This window comes from Rathayibacter sp. VKM Ac-2835 (assembly GCF_013266705.1).
GTDB lineage: Bacteria > Actinomycetota > Actinomycetes > Actinomycetales > Microbacteriaceae > Rathayibacter.
In genome coordinates this window covers 393557-410515 of sequence record NZ_JABSNQ010000003.1, presented here as the reverse complement: position 1 = coordinate 410515, position 16959 = coordinate 393557, and the positions used below count along the sequence as shown (strand labels likewise).

Below are 16959 nucleotides of genomic sequence, written 5' to 3'. Positions count from 1 at the left end.
CCGCCCGGTTCCCGTCTCGGTCACCCGGCGATTCTTCCGGTCGACGCCGATCGCCCGAGCAGGACCCAGGCGCACAGCACGACGCCTCCCGTCGCCGCGACCCACCAGAGCCACCCGATCTCCCGGCCGACGGTGGCGAAGACGAGGACGAGGAGCACGGCCCCGACATCGACCCTGCGCACGAGCGACCACGGCTGCCACGAGCGCAGGTCGACAGCGAGAACGGCGACTGCGAGGACTCCGAACACTGCAGCGGTGGCTGCGAAGCCGACCGCCCCGGCGCCGTCTCCCACTGCGAAGAGCGCGAACGGCTGCACGGCCACCAGCGGAACGAGAAGCGCGAAGAGCCGTCCGTATCTCCTTCGAGCTTGGCGAGCGCAGGCCAGTACCGTCGCCACAGCGACGGAGAACCCCGTGATCGCCGTCAGCGGGAGCAGTCGGCCGACCTCGACGGACCGCTCCGGAGAGATGATCTCGAGCGCCCACGCCGGGGTGGTGGCGATCAGGATCGACACCGGAGCGGCGACGACGACGATCAGACGGACGACCCGGCGGAGATGACTCCTCGCCTCTTCTGCAGAGACCGCGCCGGCGATGATCGGGAAGTAGGTCATGGCGAGGGCAGTGCCGAGGTACAGCGGCACGCGTCCCAGCAGCGCGGCCACCTGGTAGTCGCGGGCGTCGATCGCCGACATGCCGGTCATCGCGATCACGACCGTGTCGGCCGTGCCGAGGGCCGCCAGAGCGAGCTGGGCGACTCCGAGCAGGACGCTGTGCCGGAGCAGTCCGCTGTAGGTCGTGAGCGCCGCACGGCGCAGAGGAAAAGCGACCCGGCATGCGATGAGTGCGGCGACGAAGAGGACGGCGTTGCCGGCGATGAAACCGACGACGGGAGACAGCGGATCCGCTGCCACGAGAAGGAGCAGCAGCAGGGAGAGCCCGATCCGCACCACCATCTCGACCAGACGGAGAGCGGAGATGGAGAGGAAGCGGCTCTGTCCCTGCAGGAGTCCGAGCGGCGCGGCGATGACGGACAGCGCGAAGGCGGCGGCTGCCGTCGCCGCTCCGAGTTCGACGCCCGAGGTCGGCGTGACGAGCGCGAAGGCCAGCCCCGCGAAGACGACGCCCTGCAGCACTGAGGCGACGAGGCCGAATCCCAGTGCTTCGCTCACCGCTCGGGTCGTCCGAGCAACAGCGACATGCCGGGCGACAGCCCAGGGGATCGCGGCCATGCCTCCCGAGCCGAGCACCAGGAGCAGGCTCTGCGCGGAGGCGTAGGCGACGTAGTCGGGCGCCGTCAGCAGGTGGATGAGGACGAGCGAGAAGGCGTAGTTCGCGATCGAGACGACCAGAGTCGTCGCGGACACCACCGCGGACTGCCGCCGGACCCTGTCGGCGTCGGCATCGACGGTCGTCGGCTCGTCAGCGCGCAGCTCCCGGTCGTGGGCGCCGTTCATCGTCTCTCTCACCGAGAGGCCTCCGCGGAGACTCGGTCGCGCACAGCAGCGCGGTAGAGGTCGCCCTGCTGCTCCGCCGCGTTGTCCCAAGTCAGGGATGCGACGTCCGCCGCACCGCCTCGACCGAGCGACGACCGCAGTTCAGGATCCGCGCCCAGCTCGAGGAGAGCGCGAGCGTAAGCCTCGACGTCGTACGCCGCCACCCGCCGTCCGGTGCCGTCGTGCACCAGGTTGCGCAGGCAGTCGATGTCGAAGGCGACGACCGGAGAGTGCACCGCCATCGACTCGGCGGCGACCATCCCGAACGTCTCGTAGCGGCTGGGCATCGCGACGATCTCGGCCGCGGCGAGCCACGCGAAGCGGTCCTGGTGTGCCACCGGCCCGACGAACTCGATCCGATCAGCGATCCCGAGGTCGGCGGCGAGCGCCTCGAGCGCGATGCGATCGGGTCCCTCGCCTGCGAGGAGGAGGTCCTGCTGGAGGCCGGCTCGCGCTGCGCTAGCGAAGGCGCGGAGCAGCAGGCTGATCCCCTTCTGCGCGTCCTCGAGCCGACCGAGGTACCGGATTCCGCGACGTCGACCGAGGGTCGGGGTGGCGAACGCCTGCGGCGGCAGGGCGTTCGGCACGACATGCACCGCAGCTCTGCTGTTGCGCTCGCGCAATCGCGCGCCGAGGTCGTCCGAGACGGCGATCAGGGTGCGGTGCGCCGCGAGACCGTACTGCTCGAGGCGATCGAACGGCAGGTGGTACTGCCGAGCCTTCTCCGCAGCGAACAACCACTGAACGACGCCGATGACGGGGACCGACGTCGTGCGCGGAAGTCCCCAGGTCGAGATGGGGGCGCCGAAGTCCTCGACGACGAGATCCGGCGCGTAGCGGCTCACCGCGCGGCGCTGCGAGGCGAAGTAGGTCGCAGCGGCGACGTCGCGGCCCGTTCCCGCACCGAGGTGCACGTAGCGGACTCCGTCCTCCTCGTACGGTTCGCAGCCGGCGAAACGCGCGCACGCGACGACGATCTCGAAGTCGTCGGCGAGACGCTTGTTCATCTCGAGGGTGCGCACCGATCCACCACCGGCGCCGGGCTTGCGAGGATCCTCGTAGCCGAGGTGCAGGATCCGCGGTCGAACGGTCGTCATGATTCATCTCCTGACGGTGCGGTCGAGTCGACGGCCGAACCGGTCCATTCGCGGACGTCGTAGAGCTGGAGGTCGTTCTCCCGACCCTGGATGGAGAGGACGCGCGTGCCGTTGGCGCGGACCTCGGCGGCGAAGTCACCGTCAGCGAGTCCGTACCCGTACTCGACGAGGCGGTCGGAGAGCAGCACGTAGTCGACCGCGTTCGCTTGGAGGTCAGGCACTGTCACCCACTGACCGAGGTCGTATCCGGTGAGGACGAATTGAGCGGTCTCCTCGGTCACCGCGATCGTGCTGTCGGGCGCCACGACTCGAGGGAGCTGCTCGAGCATCTGGGAGTACACGTCATCTCGTGCGGTGTGCACCGAGAACCAGGCGAACGCCTGCGCGAGGAGAATGAGGGCGATGCCGAAGGCCGCGATGCGGCGCACAGAGCGGCGAGCGATCGCGGATCGGATCATCAGCGCGGCGCCGCACGGCACGGCAGCGATGTAGAACATCTGCTCTTCGAGCGAGCCGAACACGACGGCGTAGCCGACGTAACCGCATGCGCAGACCGCCCAGATCGCGACGATCCGCGCGGCGGATCGGCCGGTGGGCGGGAGCGTCGTCACCGTCTCGTGCCGACGGAGGACTCTCCAGAGCAGGGAGAGGGCGCTCAGTCCTCCGAGGACGAGCACCGCGTAGGTGCCGCCGAGTTCAGCCCCGTTCGGGAGCACTCGCTCCCAGAACGAGTGCTCGACTCCCTCCGCCTTGAATCCCGTCGACTGCTGCAGACCGAGCAGCCGCATGAGGCCGTCGGTCCGCATGTGCCACCACAGCCCTAGTCCGGCCCAGTCGATCATGGCCACGTTGACGAGCCCGTACCCGAGCAGCGTTCCGCCGACGGCGGCCAGAGGCCATCGACGCTGTCCTCGCGTTGCGGTGAGAGCGACGAGGACGAGAGTGACGAGGACGACGATCCCGAAGGTCTCCTTCGTCGCGATCGTCGCCGCGCCTGCGACGGCGGTCAGGAGGGACCATCGTCCGCGTGAGGCCGGCGGAGCCGTGACCGCCCGGACGGCCGCGGCGATCGCGAGTACCGCGAACAGCTGCGCGAAAGCCTCCAGCATCACCCGGCTGTCGAAGCTGACGATCAGCGGGTCGAGTGCGACGACGGCCGCGCCGACCAGGGCGTACCGCCGGAATCCCGACTGACGCAGCACCAGATACACCAGTGCCGCGATCAGCGCCCCGGTGACCGCCACGAACGGCCGCAGTCCGTCCACCAGTGCGGCGGTGTCCTGCGTGGCGAGAAGTCGTGCCGGGCCCGCCAGCAGCAGGAGCGCCAGCGGAGGATGCAGAACGAACGGCATCCCGTGCAGCAGCGGGCCGGCACCTAGGGTCGTGTCCCTCGCGATCGCCGTGTAGGTCGTCTCGTCGATGAACAGGTCGTAGGAGGACGCGAGATGGAACAACCGGAGGAACAGCGCAACGGCGAGGACTCCGAAGGCGGTCGCGACGGTCGTGACCGGTCGTCGACGGGGACGCTCCTCCCGATGCCTCGCGACGTGCGCTGCAGCGGACACGGGGAGGCGGATGCCGGCGGCATCCGGGGCGATCGTCGTGCTCACTGGTCCGCCAGCGCGTTCCGGACATCCGCCCGCTTCAGGCTGAGGTAGTCGCGGGTGCGCGCGACCTCGATCGTCACTCGAGCTCGCTGAGGCGAACCGATCGCCAGACCGAGCGACTGGACGAGCTGCTCCGCTGCGACGACGTCCGTGTCGAGGCAGAGGATCCGGACGTCGTCGCCGTCCCGGATCCACAGATCGGAGCGGCGCAGACGCTGAGTCCACCCCGCCGGCAGCACCTCCGTCGGCAGCGTGAGCACCGTCGCCGCATCGGACAGCGTTCGCGCTCCCTCACCGGACGCGTTCAGCCGGTCCTCCTCGACGTCGAGCGCGAGCAGGATCCGGTCGGCCATCGCCTCCCAGGTGAAGGTCGCGGCCCAGTCGCGGGCCCGGCGAGCGTACTGCGCTGCCGTGCGAGCGTCGTCGAGTTCGTCGAGCCGGTCCGCCAGGGCGGCGGCGAGATCGCCGCCCTCGTCGATGAGCCAGCCGGTCTCACCGTCGACGATGGAGTCGCGCAGGCCCCGCCGACGGAACGCGAGCACCGGGACTCCCTGTGCGTTCGCCTCGACGACCGACAGGCCCCATCCCTCACCCTCCGAAGCATTGACCGACATCCAGGCGCCGGCGAGGGCACGGTCGCGGGCTTCGTCGTCCAGGTCTCCGCGGATGTCCACCGCATGTGCGACTCCGAGATCCTCCGCCAGGCGCAGGAGCCCCTCACGCTCCGATCCGCGCCCGATGAAGGTCACGGTGAGAGCGGGGTGCCGTTCGAGCACCGCCGGCAGCGCGGAGATGACCTGATTGACCTGCTTGTGCGGCACCAGGCGTCCGACGGAGACGACGGACGGATGCTCCGAGCGCGCGACACCTCGGGCACTGTCCACCGCCAAGCCGGGCGGCGCGACCCACAGGCTCCCGCGCAGGCCGAGCCTCCGGCGGGCATCCGTCCGCGTGGAGGGCGATACAGCGACCACCGCGCGCCGACCGTAGACACGTCGACTCGCGCTGCTCTCGAGCCAGCGGCCGAGTGCCGCCACGGGTGCAGAGAAGTACGCACCGAACTGGTCCTGGTGCACGTGATGCAGGAGCATGACGATGGGAGTGCGCGACGCGACCGCCAGCGGGGTGAAGAACGGGATGCCGTTCTGCGAATCGATGACCGCGCCCACCTCGCCGTGGTGCCGCAGCAACCACGCCAGGGCATGCGCGTAGACGGTGAACCGTCCCCCGCCGCGAACGATCCGGTAGCCGTCGCGTCGCTCGTGGCGCGGACGACCCGCCACCGAAGCGGCGAGGACGACGACGTTCTCGCCGCGCTCGGCGAACCGTGCGGCGAGCTCCTGACAGACGAGTTCGGCCCCACCCGCCTCCGGGTGGTCCAGGTCACGCCAGTTGGCAATGACGAGGAGACCCGTTCTGCGGTCGCGCCGGCCGTCACGCGACACGAGCGAGCTTCCTGGTCAGGCGGTGGACGCGAGCGATCTCGCGGAAGGACGCCGTCCCGTGCCTCATCAGGGAGAACGACGAGCCCGGGCTGTCCGTCCACGTCACCGGCAGCTCCATGAGCTTCATCCCCGCGGCACGAGCACGAGCGAGGATCTCCACATCGAACGCGAACCCGTCGACCCAGGCCTCGGCGAAAAGGTGCTCAGCCACCTCGCGTCGGAACATCTTCATTCCGCACTGGGTATCGCTGAGCGGCCCGACCACTGTGCGAGCTGCGACATTGAAAGCACGGCTCCCGAGCCTCCGGACCAGCGGCTGAGCGACGGCGTACTTGCCGCCGAACGCACGCCGCGACCCGATCACGCCGTCCCACCCGTGCTCGAGCAGGGACAGACCGGTCGCGAGGGCATGGGGCGGCACCGAGGTGTCCGCGTCGACGTAGGCGATGGAGCCCGCGGTCGCGTGCGCCACTCCGGCTCGGACCGCTGCGCCCTTCCCCGGCGTCCGGCAGTTGACGATGTCGATCCGCACGCCTGAGCGCCGCACGCTGTCGACGGCCTCGACCGTCGCATCGACGCTGCCGTTGTCGACGACCAGCACACGGATGCGCCCGGGCTGCGAGGAGAACTCTCGAGAGAGCGCCTCGAGTGCCTCGCCGATCCGGGACTCCTCGTTGAAAGCCGGAATGATCACGTCGAGGTCTGCGGGATCCTCGGGTGCCGCCGCGACCGGCTGCGGAGCCGCCACCCGTCTGAGGAGAGCGTCTCGGGGCGCTCGCGGAATCGGGACGGACCGTTCCTGCAAGGAGGCTTCGGTCAGTTTTCGGCGTCGATGAATCAGCGCTTCGGGCATAGCACTCTCCAGAAATTGATGGCGCGCTTTCGGGTCGCACCGTCATCAAAATGATCGAGCACGTCATCGGGCTCACTGCGCTCCCGCGCAGCTGCCAGCGGCGCCTCTCGGCCTCGCTGGATCGATGGAGCAGAGGAAGTTCCGGAATCCGGGTACTGATTCCGGGCTTCGCGTCGACCGGGTACGTCGCCGCCCTGCTCCGATGAGTCGCGCTCACGACGTTCCACGAGCGAGACGTCCCCGAGGAGCGCAATGGAACCGATCAGGGAATCGGGCGTTGCGCGCACACCTCATCGGCAGGGTGACCGGAGGGGGGAGTGCCCCACATCGGGTGAGGAGCACGCTCGGAACAGTATCCGACATATGTGTTTGTATCCACAGGGTCGCAAGAACGAAGCGGATCTGGAGACATTGCGTCTCATTCACAGGCGCTGCCGGCCGGTCCTCTCGGGTCGATGCCGTTGTCCTCCGCCGTCGCTTCACCAGCACGCAGGCCCGAGCACTGTCAGCTCGGCGGCCCCGTGAGCAGCGTGACGGCGCGCTCGAGCGGCGGCGGCTCCAGCACGCGCACCCCGGCCTGGGCGCAGGCGGCAGGGCCGTCCAGCTCGCGCGCCGCGTCGACGGCGAAGTCGTCGTTCCCGCCCTTCGGCGCGAACAGGGCCCAGGAGTTCGGCCCGGCGGCGCTCGTATACCGGGAGGAGTACCGGATCCCGTCGAAACCGGCGGTGTGCAGGGCCGTCGCCCACGCCTGAGTGACGTCGTAGTCGGTCATCGTCGTGAGCTCGCGCGTGACGCCGTGCTGGTCCGCGTCCCGGGACGTGACAGCGGCGTACGTGCACCCCGCCGGAGGAAGGACGGCCGACACGCGGAAGGCAGCGGCGGCGGCCGGCGTGATCACCTGGTCGGGGACGACCCGGTCTCCGAGGCTCTCCCGCACGGCGGTCCGGACGTCGTCCGCGACGTAGCAGGTGCCGTCCGCACCGCTGTCGGGCAGGTCGAACCGGCCGCGGCCGCTCGTGCTGAACCACCACGCCGAGAGCTCCGCCGAGTGCGCCCGCCACCGCCACTCGGGCTCCGGCTCCACCGCCGGGAACGCCGTGAGGTCCTGATCGGCCCCCGGGCGCCGCTGAGCGACCTCCGCGCGACTCATGACGTCCAGAGCGCGCCGGCGCTCCTCGCGTGCACGAGAACCTCCTCGATGCGACCCTGGCGCAGCGCCTGAGCGGGAGTCGCCCCGTCGAGGTACGGCATCGGGCTGTTCAACCAGAGCGCGTCACCCCACTCGTCGATCGATCGGGGGTCCAGTGCGGCGAGAACGGTGCGGAGCTGCGGCAGCAGCGCTCCGCCGGGACCCTCGAACTGGAACGCCGGGTACAGCCGATGACCGTCCGCCGTGCGGACGCAGAGGAGATCGCGTCGCTCGATCTGGCCGTCGATCGACTGCCGGGTCACCTTCCGCCACGCCCGCAGACCGGCCGTGTCGTAGAACGGCCCGATCTTGGCGTCGTAGTGGTTCGCGCCGGGAACGCTCGCGAACATCCTCGAGACGACGCCCTCCATCCCCCCGCTCCGACCGGCGACCAGATCGAGGTCCAGGCCGGTCGCGTGGCGACGCACCGCCTCCAGGAGAGCGCGCAGCTCCGGTTCCGCTTCGTCGATCGATTCGCCGGTCCGGTTCTGCCTGACGGTTCGATCACTCGAGGCATCGTCGGGCACGACGGACGCGGTCGGCACGGCTCGGTCCGAAGGGCCTCCGCCTCGCGCTCGCAGGACTCGCCCCGCTCGCGCGACACCGAAGACCCCGCCGACGCCTGCGGCCGCCCGGAGGCGATCCGCCCCGCTGAGCTTCCGCCCGCGCGCCCGACGGAACGCCGCACCGCCACCTCGAACCCGCCCGCCCATTTCTCGACCCTTCGTCAATCGCGTCAGGTCAGAATTCTACCGGCGTCAGTCACGTCAGGTCAGTGAGGAGGATCAGTGGCGCGGGACGTCGGGCAGGACACTCCGCATCAGCAGCCCGCCCACCGCACCGGCGGGCGGGTGCCCTGCTGGGGAACCCCTGGCGGCGCGGCCCCGACCTAGCGTGGTGGGCATGGAGCACCCCCGGCCCGCCGTTCCGGAGCAGCGTGTCCCCGAACAGCGCGTCCCGGGACAGCCCGCGTCCCCGCGGCGCACCCTGTTCCTCGCGTCGCTGGGGTTCTTCCTGATCACGCTCGACATCCTCATCGTCAACGTCGCCCTCACCCGCATCAGCGACGACCTCGGCGGCGGCACCACCGGGCAGCAGTGGATCATCGACGGCTACACGCTCCTGTTCGCCTCGCTGCTGCTCTTCGCCGGGAACCTCGCCGACCGGATCGGCGCCAAGCGCGCCCTCGGCACCGGGATCGCCCTGTTCCTGCTGTCGTCCATCGCCTGCGCCCTCGCGCCCACGGTCGGGGCCCTCATCGCCGCCCGGTTCGTGCAGGGCGCCGCGGCCGCCGCGATGCTGCCCTCCTCGATGGCGCTGATCCGCGAGGCGTTCCCCGACGCCCGCGAGCGCGCCCGCGCCCTCGGGATCTGGGCCGTCGGCGGCGCGGTCGCCGGCGCCGTCGGCCCGCTCCTCGGCGGCCTGCTGACCACGATCGACTGGCGGCTCGTCTTCCTCATCAACATCCCGGTCTGCGCGGTCATGCTCGCCCTGCTGCGCCGGGTCGCCCCCTCCCCCACCACCTCGCCGCCGTTCGACCGGGCCGGCCAGGCCCTCTCCCTCACCGGACTCGGCGCGCTGATGTACGGGCTGATCGAGGGCGGCGCGATCGGCTTCGACGACCCGCTCGTCCTCGGCTGCCTCGCCCTCGCCGTCGCCGCGCTGTCCGGCTTCCTGGTCGTGCAGCAGCGCGCCCGCCATCCGATGATGCCGCCCGACCTCTTCCGCGGCCGGAACATGCGCCTCGCCCTCCTCGTCGGCTTCGCGTTCATGGTCGGCAACTTCGGCTCGGTCTTCGTCGTCAGCCTCCACCTCCAGCAGCACCTCGGCCTCACCCCGCTGCTCGCCGGGCTCGCCTTCCTGCCCTCCGCCGTCTTCGCGGTCGTCGGGAACCTCGTCAGCGGCCGCCTCGCCAACCGCTTCGGACCGCGCCTGCCGATCGTCGGCGGACTCGCCACGATGGCCGCCGGTCTCGCGGGCCTGCTCGCCGCCGCACCGCTCGGCTCCCCGCTCCTCGTCAGCGGCCTGCTGGTGCTCACCGGCGTCGGCGGCTCGGTCGCCATGCCCCCGGCGACCGCCGTGGTCCTCGCGAGCGTCCCTCCGCACCGGGCGAGCACCGCCAGCGCCGTCTTCAACACCTTCCGCCAGGTCGGCGGCGCCGTCGCCATCGCCGTCTTCGGCGCGCTCCTCGCCGGCAGCGGCGACTTCGTCACCGGGATGCAGACCGGCATGCTGATCGCCGCCGCCGTCCTGCTCGCAGCAGCGACGGCGGCGGCCTTCCTCAGCACCCGCGAGGGGAGCGCCTAGCTCCCCTGCCGAGACCGCCCCTGCTCGCCCGCCTCGGCCTCGCGCGCCGCCCGCCCGCCGACCACGGCCCCGTGCACCACGAACCCGAGGATCGCGAGACACCCGACGAGCACCGAGACCAGCACCGCTCCGATCGGCACGGGCAGCACCGCGGGCACCGCGGAGACGATCGCGCACACGCCGGCCGCGAGGGTCGACCGCTCCGCGCGCCGATGCGCGGCGAGCCAGGCGGCGTCGCTCGCGAGCGTCGACGCCGTGCGGATGCCCGCGACCTGGTTGCGCCCCAGCCGCCCGCTCGCCGCTGCCCGCGCCGCCCACAGCACCAGCACCCCCGAGCCCAGCATGACCAGGCCCAGCACGATCCGACCGATCACGTCCTCGTTCATCCTCCGAGCCTAGGAAGGCCCGTCCGCCACCGCGTCGACCCGATGGCGCAAAACGACAGATGGCGGATATCGCCGCGGAAACCTACTGTGGAGGGGCGGCCGAGGAGTGGGGGCTCCGCCGACGCCGCGAGGCGGACCGACGAGGACGTCGGTGCCGAGGTGCTCTCGGCCGCATCGGGGGACTGCGGCCGAGAGCACCGGCCCCGATCAGTGCGCCGCGTCGTACGCGGCCTGCACGTCCGAGGGCACTCGGCCGGAGCGCGGGACCTCGTAGCCGTGCCGCCGCGCCCAGTGCCGGATCGCGGCGAGCATCTCGGGGCTCTTGCGCCCGGCGCTCGCGGCGATCGGCGTCACCCGGGACCGGGCCGGCGCCTCGGACAGCGGCCGGGCCGCGTCCACGAACGGCGCGAGCGCCCGGTGCAGGTGCCCGATGTTCGCCGCGGACAGGTCGATCTCGTACGCGTCGTCCCCGACCGAGAAGGACACCGTCCCGCCGCGTCCGGCGGCGATGGGCGCCCCGGTGAGATCGTCCACGAGTACGAGCTGGGAGACCACGGGTTCCGACGACCTTTCCTCGAGCGGCAGCGCGCCGCCGATCGGAGGCACGCGCACGTCCATCGAACCAGATGCGGCCGCGCAGGGCGCGCGGTCGTCCTCTCCGGATCAGGTCGAGGTGCCGCCGATCCGGGTCCACGTCGCGGTGCGGCCGGCCCCGTCGGACCGCACGACGCCGGCGACGCGGAGCTGGTCGAGGGCGAGGCGGATGGTCTGATCGCTGACGCCGGGCAGGGCGGCGCGGACGTCGGCGATGCGGAACGTCGGGGCGGCGTGATTCGTGACGTAGTCGCGGACGCGGTCCTGCTTGCTCCCGGAGGAGCGGTTCGCGGCAGTGACCGCGGCGAACCGCTCGTAGGAGTCCTTCAGGACGGCGACGAAGTAGCGCAGCCACGGCCAGGGGTCGTGCCGACCGTGAGGGCGGAGGAGCGGCACCCTCGACGCTCAGGGTCGGAAGACCGCGCGCACGCACCCGTCGGTCTTCTCCTTGAACATGGCGTAGCCGGCGGGGCCGTCCTCGAGCGGCAGGACGTGCGTGGCGAGGTGCTCGGTGACGATCTCGTCTCGCGCCATCCTCTCGAGGAGCATCGGGATGTACCGGTGCCCGTGCTGCTGAGCCGACCGGAGCGTGAGGCCCTTGTTCATCACCGCCCCCAGGGGGAACTTGTCGACGAAGCCGCCGAAGACGCCCAGCACGAAGACGCTGCCGCCCTTGCGCGCGGCGAAGATCGCCTCACGAACGGCGGTGGGTCTGTCCGTCTGCAGCCGCAGCTGCTGCTTCAGCTGGTCGTAGGCGAAGTCGGGACCGTCGCGGTGCGCCTCCATGCCGACCGCCTCGATGCACACGTCGGGGCCGCGTCCGCCCGTCAGCTCGCGGAGCTCTGCCGTCACCTCGCTGGTCTCGTAGTTCATGGTCTCCGCGCCGATGACCTGCTCGACCTGGGTCAGCCGCTCCTGGAAGCGGTCGATCACGATGACGCGCTCGGCGCCGAGCAGCAGCGACGCGCGCGCCGCCATCTGCCCGACACCGCCGGCGCCCCAGACCGCGACGGTGTCTCCGGGCCGGACGCCGCCGAGGTCCGCTCCCATCCATCCGGTCGGAGCGGCGTCGGAGGCGAAGAGCGCCCGCTGGTCGCTGATCCCGTCGGGAACGGGGAAGGCGCCCTGGTCGGCGTACGGCACGCGGATGTACTCGGCGTGGCTGCCGGCCCATCCGCCCAGCGCGTGGGAGTAGCCGTAGCAGCCGCCGGGCGCCTGGCCCCAGAGCATCTCGGGGATCCCCGCGTTCGGGTTGCCGTTGTCGCACAGGGAGTAGAGCTCGTTGCGGCAGTACCAGCACCTCCCGCAGCTGATGAACGAGCAGACCACGACACGGTCGCCGACCCGGTGCTTCGTGACGGCCGATCCGACCTCGACGATCTCGCCGATGAACTCGTGCCCGAGCACGTCGCCCGCTCGCATGGTCGGGACGTACCCGCCGAGGAGGTGGAGATCCGAGCCGCAGCTCGTGCTCAGGGTCACCTTGACGATCGCGTCCTGAGCATTGAGGATCCCGGGATCCTCGACGGTCTCGACCGAGAGCTCGTTCACTCCGGTCCAGCACAGAGCCTTCACAGCACACCTCCGCCTTTCGCCTCGTCCTCTGCTTCGTCGACCGCGCCACCGAGCAGGGTGCGCGGTCGTTCTCCGTGCGGTCTCGGGGTCGCCCGCAGGACCTCGCCCGTCTCGAAGATCTGCTTGGCGTCGCGCAGAGCCGCGCGCAGCGCCTTGCCCGGGTCGTCGTCCACCCCGGGATCGGCACCCTCGCGGACTCGGGCGTGCACCTCGAAGCCCTTGTCCCCGGGGGCCGGATCGATCCGGATCTCGAGCGACTCCGCCAGACGCGCCAGCGGCTCGGGATACCCGCCGCTCTCGAAGTCCCGGGCCTCGCCCAGGACGGTGACCGCCTTCCACCCTTCCGGGTGCGGCCCGTCCCCGTCGGACTCCCGTTCCTTCTTCACGAGGGAACGGGCGACGAGGCCCACCGCGACTCCTGCGATGCCGACTCCGACTGCCGCAGCCGCTCTGCCCGCCATGATCACGCCGCCTTTCCCGGCTTGAGGACGACCTTGGTCCAGCCGTCGTCCCGATTGTCGAAGTGCTCGTAGGCGTCCGGTGCCTGCTCGAGCGGCAGCTGGTGACTCACGATGAAGGACGGCGTCGCCTTGCCGGCGGCGATCAGATCGCGGAGCCGGCGGTTGTACTTCTTGACGGGCGCCTGCCCGGTTCCCATGGTCTGGCCCTTGAACCAGTGCAGTCCCGCATCGAACGCGATGCGCCCCTGCTTCGCGAGCTCGTCGGGGCCACCGGGGTCCTGCGGCACGAAGACGCCGACGGTGCCGATCCGCCCGGTGAAGCGCACCGACTGGACCAGGCGGTTCAGCGTGAGGTTCGGCTGCTCGTCGCCGCCGGGGTCGTGCGCCTGGTAGCCGACGCACTCGCAGCCGTTGTCGGCGCCGAGCCCCATGGTGTACTCCAGGACGGCCTCCACAGGATCGACCTTCGAGTCGTCGATGGCGATCGCGCCGAGGGACTCCGCCAGTCGAAGACGGTCCGGATGCCGATCCACGACCATGACCTTGCTCGCACCCTTGATGGTGGCGGACAGCGCGGCCATCAGTCCGACGGGGCCGGCACCGTAGATCACGGTCTGGTCCCCGGGCTTCACTCCCGCCATCTCCGTCGCGTGGTACCCGGTCGGGAAGATGTCGGCGAGCATCACGTAGTCGGCGGCCTTCTCCTCCGCGTCCTCTCCCAGCCGGAGGCAGTTGAAGTCGCCCCACGGCACCCGCAGCAGCTCGGCCTGGCCTCCGGCCCACGGTCCCATGTCGGCGAAGCCGTAGGCCGCGCCGGCCCATTCGGGGACGGGCTGAGCGGTGAGGCAGTAGTTGGTCAGCCCGCGCTCGCAGTTCTTGCAGTGCCCGCACGCCACGTTGAACGGCAGGACGACGTGATCCCCCACCGCGACCTTGTCGACGCCGTCGCCGACCTCGATCACCTCGCCCATGTTCTCGTGACCGAACCACCGCCCGGTCTCGAAGCTGGTGCGCCCCTCGTACATGTGCAGGTCGGACCCGCAGATGTTCGTGGTCGTGATGCGCACCAGCACGTCGGTGGAGCGCTCGATCCGCGCATCCGGGACGTCTCTCACCGCGACTGTGCGCGGCCCCTCGTACACCACTGCTCTCATGCTCGTTTCCCTCCCGTGCGTGACGTGCTCTCGAACGTTCCGCGGCCCGGGTCGACCGCGCGACACGCCCATGTCACGCCCTGCGGAGAGGGGAGCGCCATCGGCAGACCTGCCGATGCGATCTGCCGTCGAGGGGGTCCCCGTGAAGGGGCTCCTGGTGGTACCCCAGTAGCACCGGTCTTCGGACAATCCCTCCGTTTCCCCTGCCCCTGGTCCTGAGGTGGTCGAGTCCCGTGTCACGAACTGCTGCGCTCCAACTCGCCGAGACGGCCGCGCGCCCCGGCCCGGTCCGCGAGCGGGCTCAGGCGATGCTGGACGAGCTGCACCAGCACATCCCCTTCGACGGCGCGTGGCTGGCACTGGCCGAGCCGAACGGCACGGGGTACCGCTCGGTCGCGAGCACCGACCTCGACGAGTCCTGCGTCCGCTACCTGAGCGGTCCGCAGATGGCGCTCGACATCGAGAGGACCGGTGCGGATCGCGATCGGCCCCCCACCAGCCTGTCGGACGTGCCCTACTCCCCGAGGGACCTGCAGACCTGGGCGGAGTGCCTGCTCCCCGCGGGATTCCACGAGACCCTGTCCGTCGCTCTGTTCGAGGACGGGGGCCGGCACGTGGGCTTCATGACGGTGCTGTTCCGGAGCGCGGAACCGCCGTCGCCGGCGGTCCGCCGACGCCTCGCTCGACTCGTGCCGACGCTCACGTCGGGCATCGACCCCGTCCGCTCGCTCGCCGCGTCGGCCTCGGTCGTCAACGGAGCCGGAGCAGGCGTGGTCCTCCTGCCCGACCACGGCGTCGCCTCCCTTCCGGGCCTCTCCGCGGACGAGCTGCTCGCCGCCGATTCGGCTCTGATCGACGCTGCGAGGGACGCCCTCGCCGAGGGGCGGAACTACGCCTCGTTCCTGTGGCCCCGCGGACTCCGGCAGTCGCCGGACGGCTACGTGCGGGTGACGGTGCTGGCCTGCGAGAGAGACCTCGCCGCAGTGAGCCGCGGAGTCGTCGTGCTCTCCCCCGCGACACGCCTGCGCGGCCTGACAACGCGGGAGCTCGAGGTGCTGGGCCACGTGATCGAGGGGTGCTCCAATCTCGAGATCGCCCGGGCGCTGAGAGTCGCTCCCCGCACGGTCGCGGCCCACCTCGAGCACATCCTGGTCAAGCTGGACGCCACATCGCGCACGCTCGCCGCCGTCCGCGCCGAGCGCGCCGGCCTCTACGTCCCCCTCTCGCGAGCCCGGGCCCGATGAATCCGCCCCGGATGAGACCGCCCCGGATCAGCTCGGCGCGGAGCATCACGGCACTCCGCGACCGGACGACGAACCACCGATCGGAAAGGAACCGTCATGTCCCACCTGTCCGTCAAGGCCGGTGTCGCCGCACTCGTCGGCGCAGCCGTCGCGGCGATCGCCGCGCTCCTCGGTGTCCCCGATCTGTCGCCTCTGCTCGGCTGGGCGATCGCCGCGGCGGTCTTCCTCGTCTGGGCCTGGTCGACGGCGTGGCCGGCCGACCCGGAACGCACCCGCGACCTCGCCCGCCACGAGGACCGGTCCCGGAAGCTGGTCGACTCGCTCATCATCGCCGCCACCTTCCTCAGCCTCGTGCTCGTGGTCATCGCGCTCCTCCGCAGCCAACAGAAGGACCCGGTCGGATCCGCGGCCGCGATCCTCGCGGTCGTCGGGGTCGTCGCGGCCTGGGCGCTCATCAACACCGTCTACGCCTTCAAGTACGCGCGCATGTACTACCTCGACGACCACCACCGCTTCGACTTCGACCAGGACGAGGAGCCGTCCTACAGCGACTTCGCCTACACCGCGTTCTCGATCGGGATGGCGTACAGCGCGAGCAACATCACCCAGTCCTCCACCCCTTCACGCCGCATCGCCCTGGCCCACGCTCTGCTGTCCTACTTCTTCGGCACCTTCGTCGTCGCCGTCGCCATCAACCTGATCACCAGCCTCACCCAGGGAGGGTGAGGAGCGCGGCACATCGTCCGTCTCGGGCCGCGTCCGCGAACCTCGTCGGAAGCGAGCACCGGATCTCCACACTGCGGGAAGCATGCTGGGCGGTGCATCGCATCGGGCGGCGACCCTCAGCCCGCGGTGGCGCCCGGAGGGGTGGTGACGAGCAGGTAGCGGGCCGGACCGTCGGCGTCCGCCGGCACCGACCAGCGGTGCGGGCGCGTCGTCTCGATGGTGATCGATCCGCCGGCCGACACCGCGTGCGAGGCGCCGTCGGCGTAGGTCAGCACGGCGGTGCCCTCGGTGACGAAGACGAACTCCTCGCCCTGGTGCGCGAAGTCGACGTCGTCGGACTGGCCCGGCTGCGCGGTGAAGAGGTACGCCTCCGTCCGCCGGCCAGGTCCCCCCGCGACCAGCCGGGCGCGCGGGGCGTGCGGCGCGTCGCTCGCGCGCAGGTGCGCCTCCGGCGTCGTGTCGTCGGAGGAGGCGATCGCCGGCACCAGCTCGGCCGGCGGCACGTCGAACGCGGCGGCCAGCGCGTAGAGGGTGGAGAGGCTCGGCAGCAGGCGGCCGTTCTCGAGCTTGGAGAGGAACGGCTGCGAGACCCCGGCCTCCGCCGCGAGGGCGCGCATCGAGAGTCCGCGCGCGGTGCGCAGGGCGCGCACGAGCAGGCCGATCTCGGAGGCGAGGGCGGGGGCCTCCGCGGCGTCGTCGCTCATCGGTCCTCCCGGCGGTGCTCTTGCGGCAGGTGATTACTCCTGGTTATCATCGGCCACGGTGATAACGCCAGGTTATCAGCCCTCCGATCGGGAGCATCCGATCGCCGTCGAAGGGCAGCAC

Annotated in this window: 17 protein-coding genes; 3 read left to right on the top strand and 14 right to left on the bottom strand. The window is 71.0% G+C overall.

Annotation, left to right across the window (positions count from 1 at the left end; genetic code table 11):
* Positions 1-20: 20 nt before the first annotated feature.
* The 7 genes from HRK28_RS15685 to HRK28_RS15655 all read right to left on the bottom strand — a co-directional run bounded on the left by HRK28_RS15685 (position 21) and on the right by HRK28_RS15655 (position 8115).
* Complete coding sequence (locus HRK28_RS15685) at positions 21-1469, bottom strand: lipopolysaccharide biosynthesis protein (protein ID WP_173252278.1); 1449 nt, start codon at positions 1467-1469, stop codon at positions 21-23.
* Positions 1466-2593: a glycosyltransferase family 4 protein gene (locus HRK28_RS15680; RefSeq protein WP_123731581.1), complete on the bottom strand. Its 1128-nt coding sequence runs from the start codon at positions 2591-2593 to the stop codon at positions 1466-1468. The genes HRK28_RS15685 and HRK28_RS15680 overlap by 4 nt, the downstream gene beginning before the upstream one ends.
* Entirely contained in the window at positions 2590-4203 is a 1614-nt protein-coding gene (locus tag HRK28_RS15675) for a phospholipid carrier-dependent glycosyltransferase (protein WP_173252277.1), read from the bottom strand. Before HRK28_RS15675 ends, HRK28_RS15680 begins: the two co-directional genes overlap by 4 nt.
* A complete protein-coding gene (locus tag HRK28_RS15670) occupies positions 4200-5645 on the bottom strand; it encodes a glycosyltransferase family 4 protein (protein ID WP_173252276.1) in 1446 nt (481 codons plus the stop codon). The genes HRK28_RS15675 and HRK28_RS15670 overlap by 4 nt, the downstream gene beginning before the upstream one ends.
* The gene (locus HRK28_RS15665) at positions 5635-6498 is read right to left on the bottom strand and encodes a glycosyltransferase (protein WP_173252275.1); all 864 of its coding nucleotides are present in this window, start codon (positions 6496-6498) and stop codon (positions 5635-5637) included. The genes HRK28_RS15670 and HRK28_RS15665 overlap by 11 nt, the downstream gene beginning before the upstream one ends.
* A 505-nt stretch (positions 6499-7003) precedes the next feature.
* On the bottom strand, positions 7004-7648 hold the full coding sequence (locus HRK28_RS15660; RefSeq protein WP_173252274.1) for an RES family NAD+ phosphorylase: 645 nt from the start codon (positions 7646-7648) through the stop codon (positions 7004-7006).
* Complete coding sequence (locus HRK28_RS15655; protein WP_173252273.1) at positions 7645-8115, bottom strand: hypothetical protein; 471 nt, start codon at positions 8113-8115, stop codon at positions 7645-7647. The genes HRK28_RS15660 and HRK28_RS15655 overlap by 4 nt, the downstream gene beginning before the upstream one ends.
* A 475-nt stretch (positions 8116-8590) precedes the next feature.
* Between HRK28_RS15655 and HRK28_RS15650 the strand changes: the two genes are divergently transcribed.
* Positions 8591-9994: an MFS transporter gene (locus HRK28_RS15650; protein ID WP_173252272.1), complete on the top strand. Its 1404-nt coding sequence runs from the start codon at positions 8591-8593 to the stop codon at positions 9992-9994.
* Here the strand turns inward: HRK28_RS15650 and HRK28_RS15645 are convergent.
* The 6 genes from HRK28_RS15645 to HRK28_RS15620 form a co-directional block, all read right to left on the bottom strand.
* Positions 9991-10380, bottom strand: coding sequence for an SdpI family protein (locus HRK28_RS15645; RefSeq protein WP_160086425.1), 390 nt, complete (start codon positions 10378-10380; stop codon positions 9991-9993). The two genes, HRK28_RS15650 and HRK28_RS15645, sit on opposite strands and share 4 nt — an antisense overlap.
* 207 nt (positions 10381-10587) lie before the next feature.
* The gene (locus HRK28_RS15640) at positions 10588-10935 is read right to left on the bottom strand and encodes an Lsr2 family protein (protein WP_320528449.1); all 348 of its coding nucleotides are present in this window, start codon (positions 10933-10935) and stop codon (positions 10588-10590) included.
* A gap of 108 nt (positions 10936-11043) precedes the next feature.
* A complete protein-coding gene (locus HRK28_RS15635) occupies positions 11044-11370 on the bottom strand; it encodes a hypothetical protein (RefSeq protein ID WP_173252270.1) in 327 nt (108 codons plus the stop codon).
* A gap of 9 nt (positions 11371-11379) precedes the next feature.
* Positions 11380-12549 (bottom strand): zinc-dependent alcohol dehydrogenase, encoded by a 1170-nt coding sequence (locus tag HRK28_RS15630; RefSeq protein WP_160086419.1) that lies wholly within the window; start codon positions 12547-12549, stop codon positions 11380-11382.
* The gene (locus tag HRK28_RS15625; protein ID WP_173252269.1) at positions 12546-13010 is read right to left on the bottom strand and encodes a hypothetical protein; all 465 of its coding nucleotides are present in this window, start codon (positions 13008-13010) and stop codon (positions 12546-12548) included. Before HRK28_RS15625 ends, HRK28_RS15630 begins: the two co-directional genes overlap by 4 nt.
* A 2-nt stretch (positions 13011-13012) precedes the next feature.
* Positions 13013-14164 (bottom strand): glutathione-independent formaldehyde dehydrogenase, encoded by a 1152-nt coding sequence (locus HRK28_RS15620; RefSeq protein WP_173252268.1) that lies wholly within the window; start codon positions 14162-14164, stop codon positions 13013-13015.
* A 233-nt stretch (positions 14165-14397) separates the two neighbouring features.
* Here HRK28_RS15620 and HRK28_RS20890 point away from each other — a divergent pair, with 233 nt between their 5' ends.
* Both HRK28_RS20890 and HRK28_RS15610 read left to right on the top strand, forming a co-directional pair.
* Positions 14398-15408: a LuxR C-terminal-related transcriptional regulator gene (locus HRK28_RS20890; protein ID WP_173252267.1), complete on the top strand. Its 1011-nt coding sequence runs from the start codon at positions 14398-14400 to the stop codon at positions 15406-15408.
* A 96-nt stretch (positions 15409-15504) separates the two neighbouring features.
* Positions 15505-16134, top strand: a complete 630-nt coding sequence (locus HRK28_RS15610) for a DUF1345 domain-containing protein (protein ID WP_173252266.1) — start codon at positions 15505-15507, stop codon at positions 16132-16134.
* A gap of 116 nt (positions 16135-16250) precedes the next feature.
* Here the strand turns inward: HRK28_RS15610 and HRK28_RS15605 are convergent, their stop codons facing one another.
* Positions 16251-16838, bottom strand: a complete 588-nt coding sequence (locus HRK28_RS15605; RefSeq protein WP_173252265.1) for a helix-turn-helix domain-containing protein — start codon at positions 16836-16838, stop codon at positions 16251-16253.
* Positions 16839-16959 lie beyond the last annotated feature (121 nt).

Excerpts from the sequence above, each read along its gene's own strand:
- HRK28_RS15620 (WP_173252268.1), bottom strand. The coding sequence starts at position 14,164 with ATGAGAGCAGTGGTGTACGAGGGGCCGCGCACAGTCGCGGTGAGAGAC.
- HRK28_RS15605 (WP_173252265.1), bottom strand. The coding sequence starts at position 16,838 with ATGAGCGACGACGCCGCGGAGGCCCCCGCCCTCGCCTCCGAGATCGGC.
- HRK28_RS15610 (WP_173252266.1), top strand. The coding sequence starts at position 15,505 with ATGTCCCACCTGTCCGTCAAGGCCGGTGTCGCCGCACTCGTCGGCGCA.
- HRK28_RS15650 (WP_173252272.1), top strand. The coding sequence starts at position 8,591 with ATGGAGCACCCCCGGCCCGCCGTTCCGGAGCAGCGTGTCCCCGAACAG.
- HRK28_RS15680 (WP_123731581.1), bottom strand. The coding sequence starts at position 2,593 with ATGACGACCGTTCGACCGCGGATCCTGCACCTCGGCTACGAGGATCCT.
- HRK28_RS15660 (WP_173252274.1), bottom strand. The coding sequence starts at position 7,648 with ATGAGTCGCGCGGAGGTCGCTCAGCGGCGCCCGGGGGCCGATCAGGAC.
- HRK28_RS15645 (WP_160086425.1), bottom strand. The coding sequence starts at position 10,380 with ATGAACGAGGACGTGATCGGTCGGATCGTGCTGGGCCTGGTCATGCTG.
- HRK28_RS15665 (WP_173252275.1), bottom strand. The coding sequence starts at position 6,498 with ATGCCCGAAGCGCTGATTCATCGACGCCGAAAACTGACCGAAGCCTCC.
- HRK28_RS15625 (WP_173252269.1), bottom strand. The coding sequence starts at position 13,010 with ATGGCGGGCAGAGCGGCTGCGGCAGTCGGAGTCGGCATCGCAGGAGTC.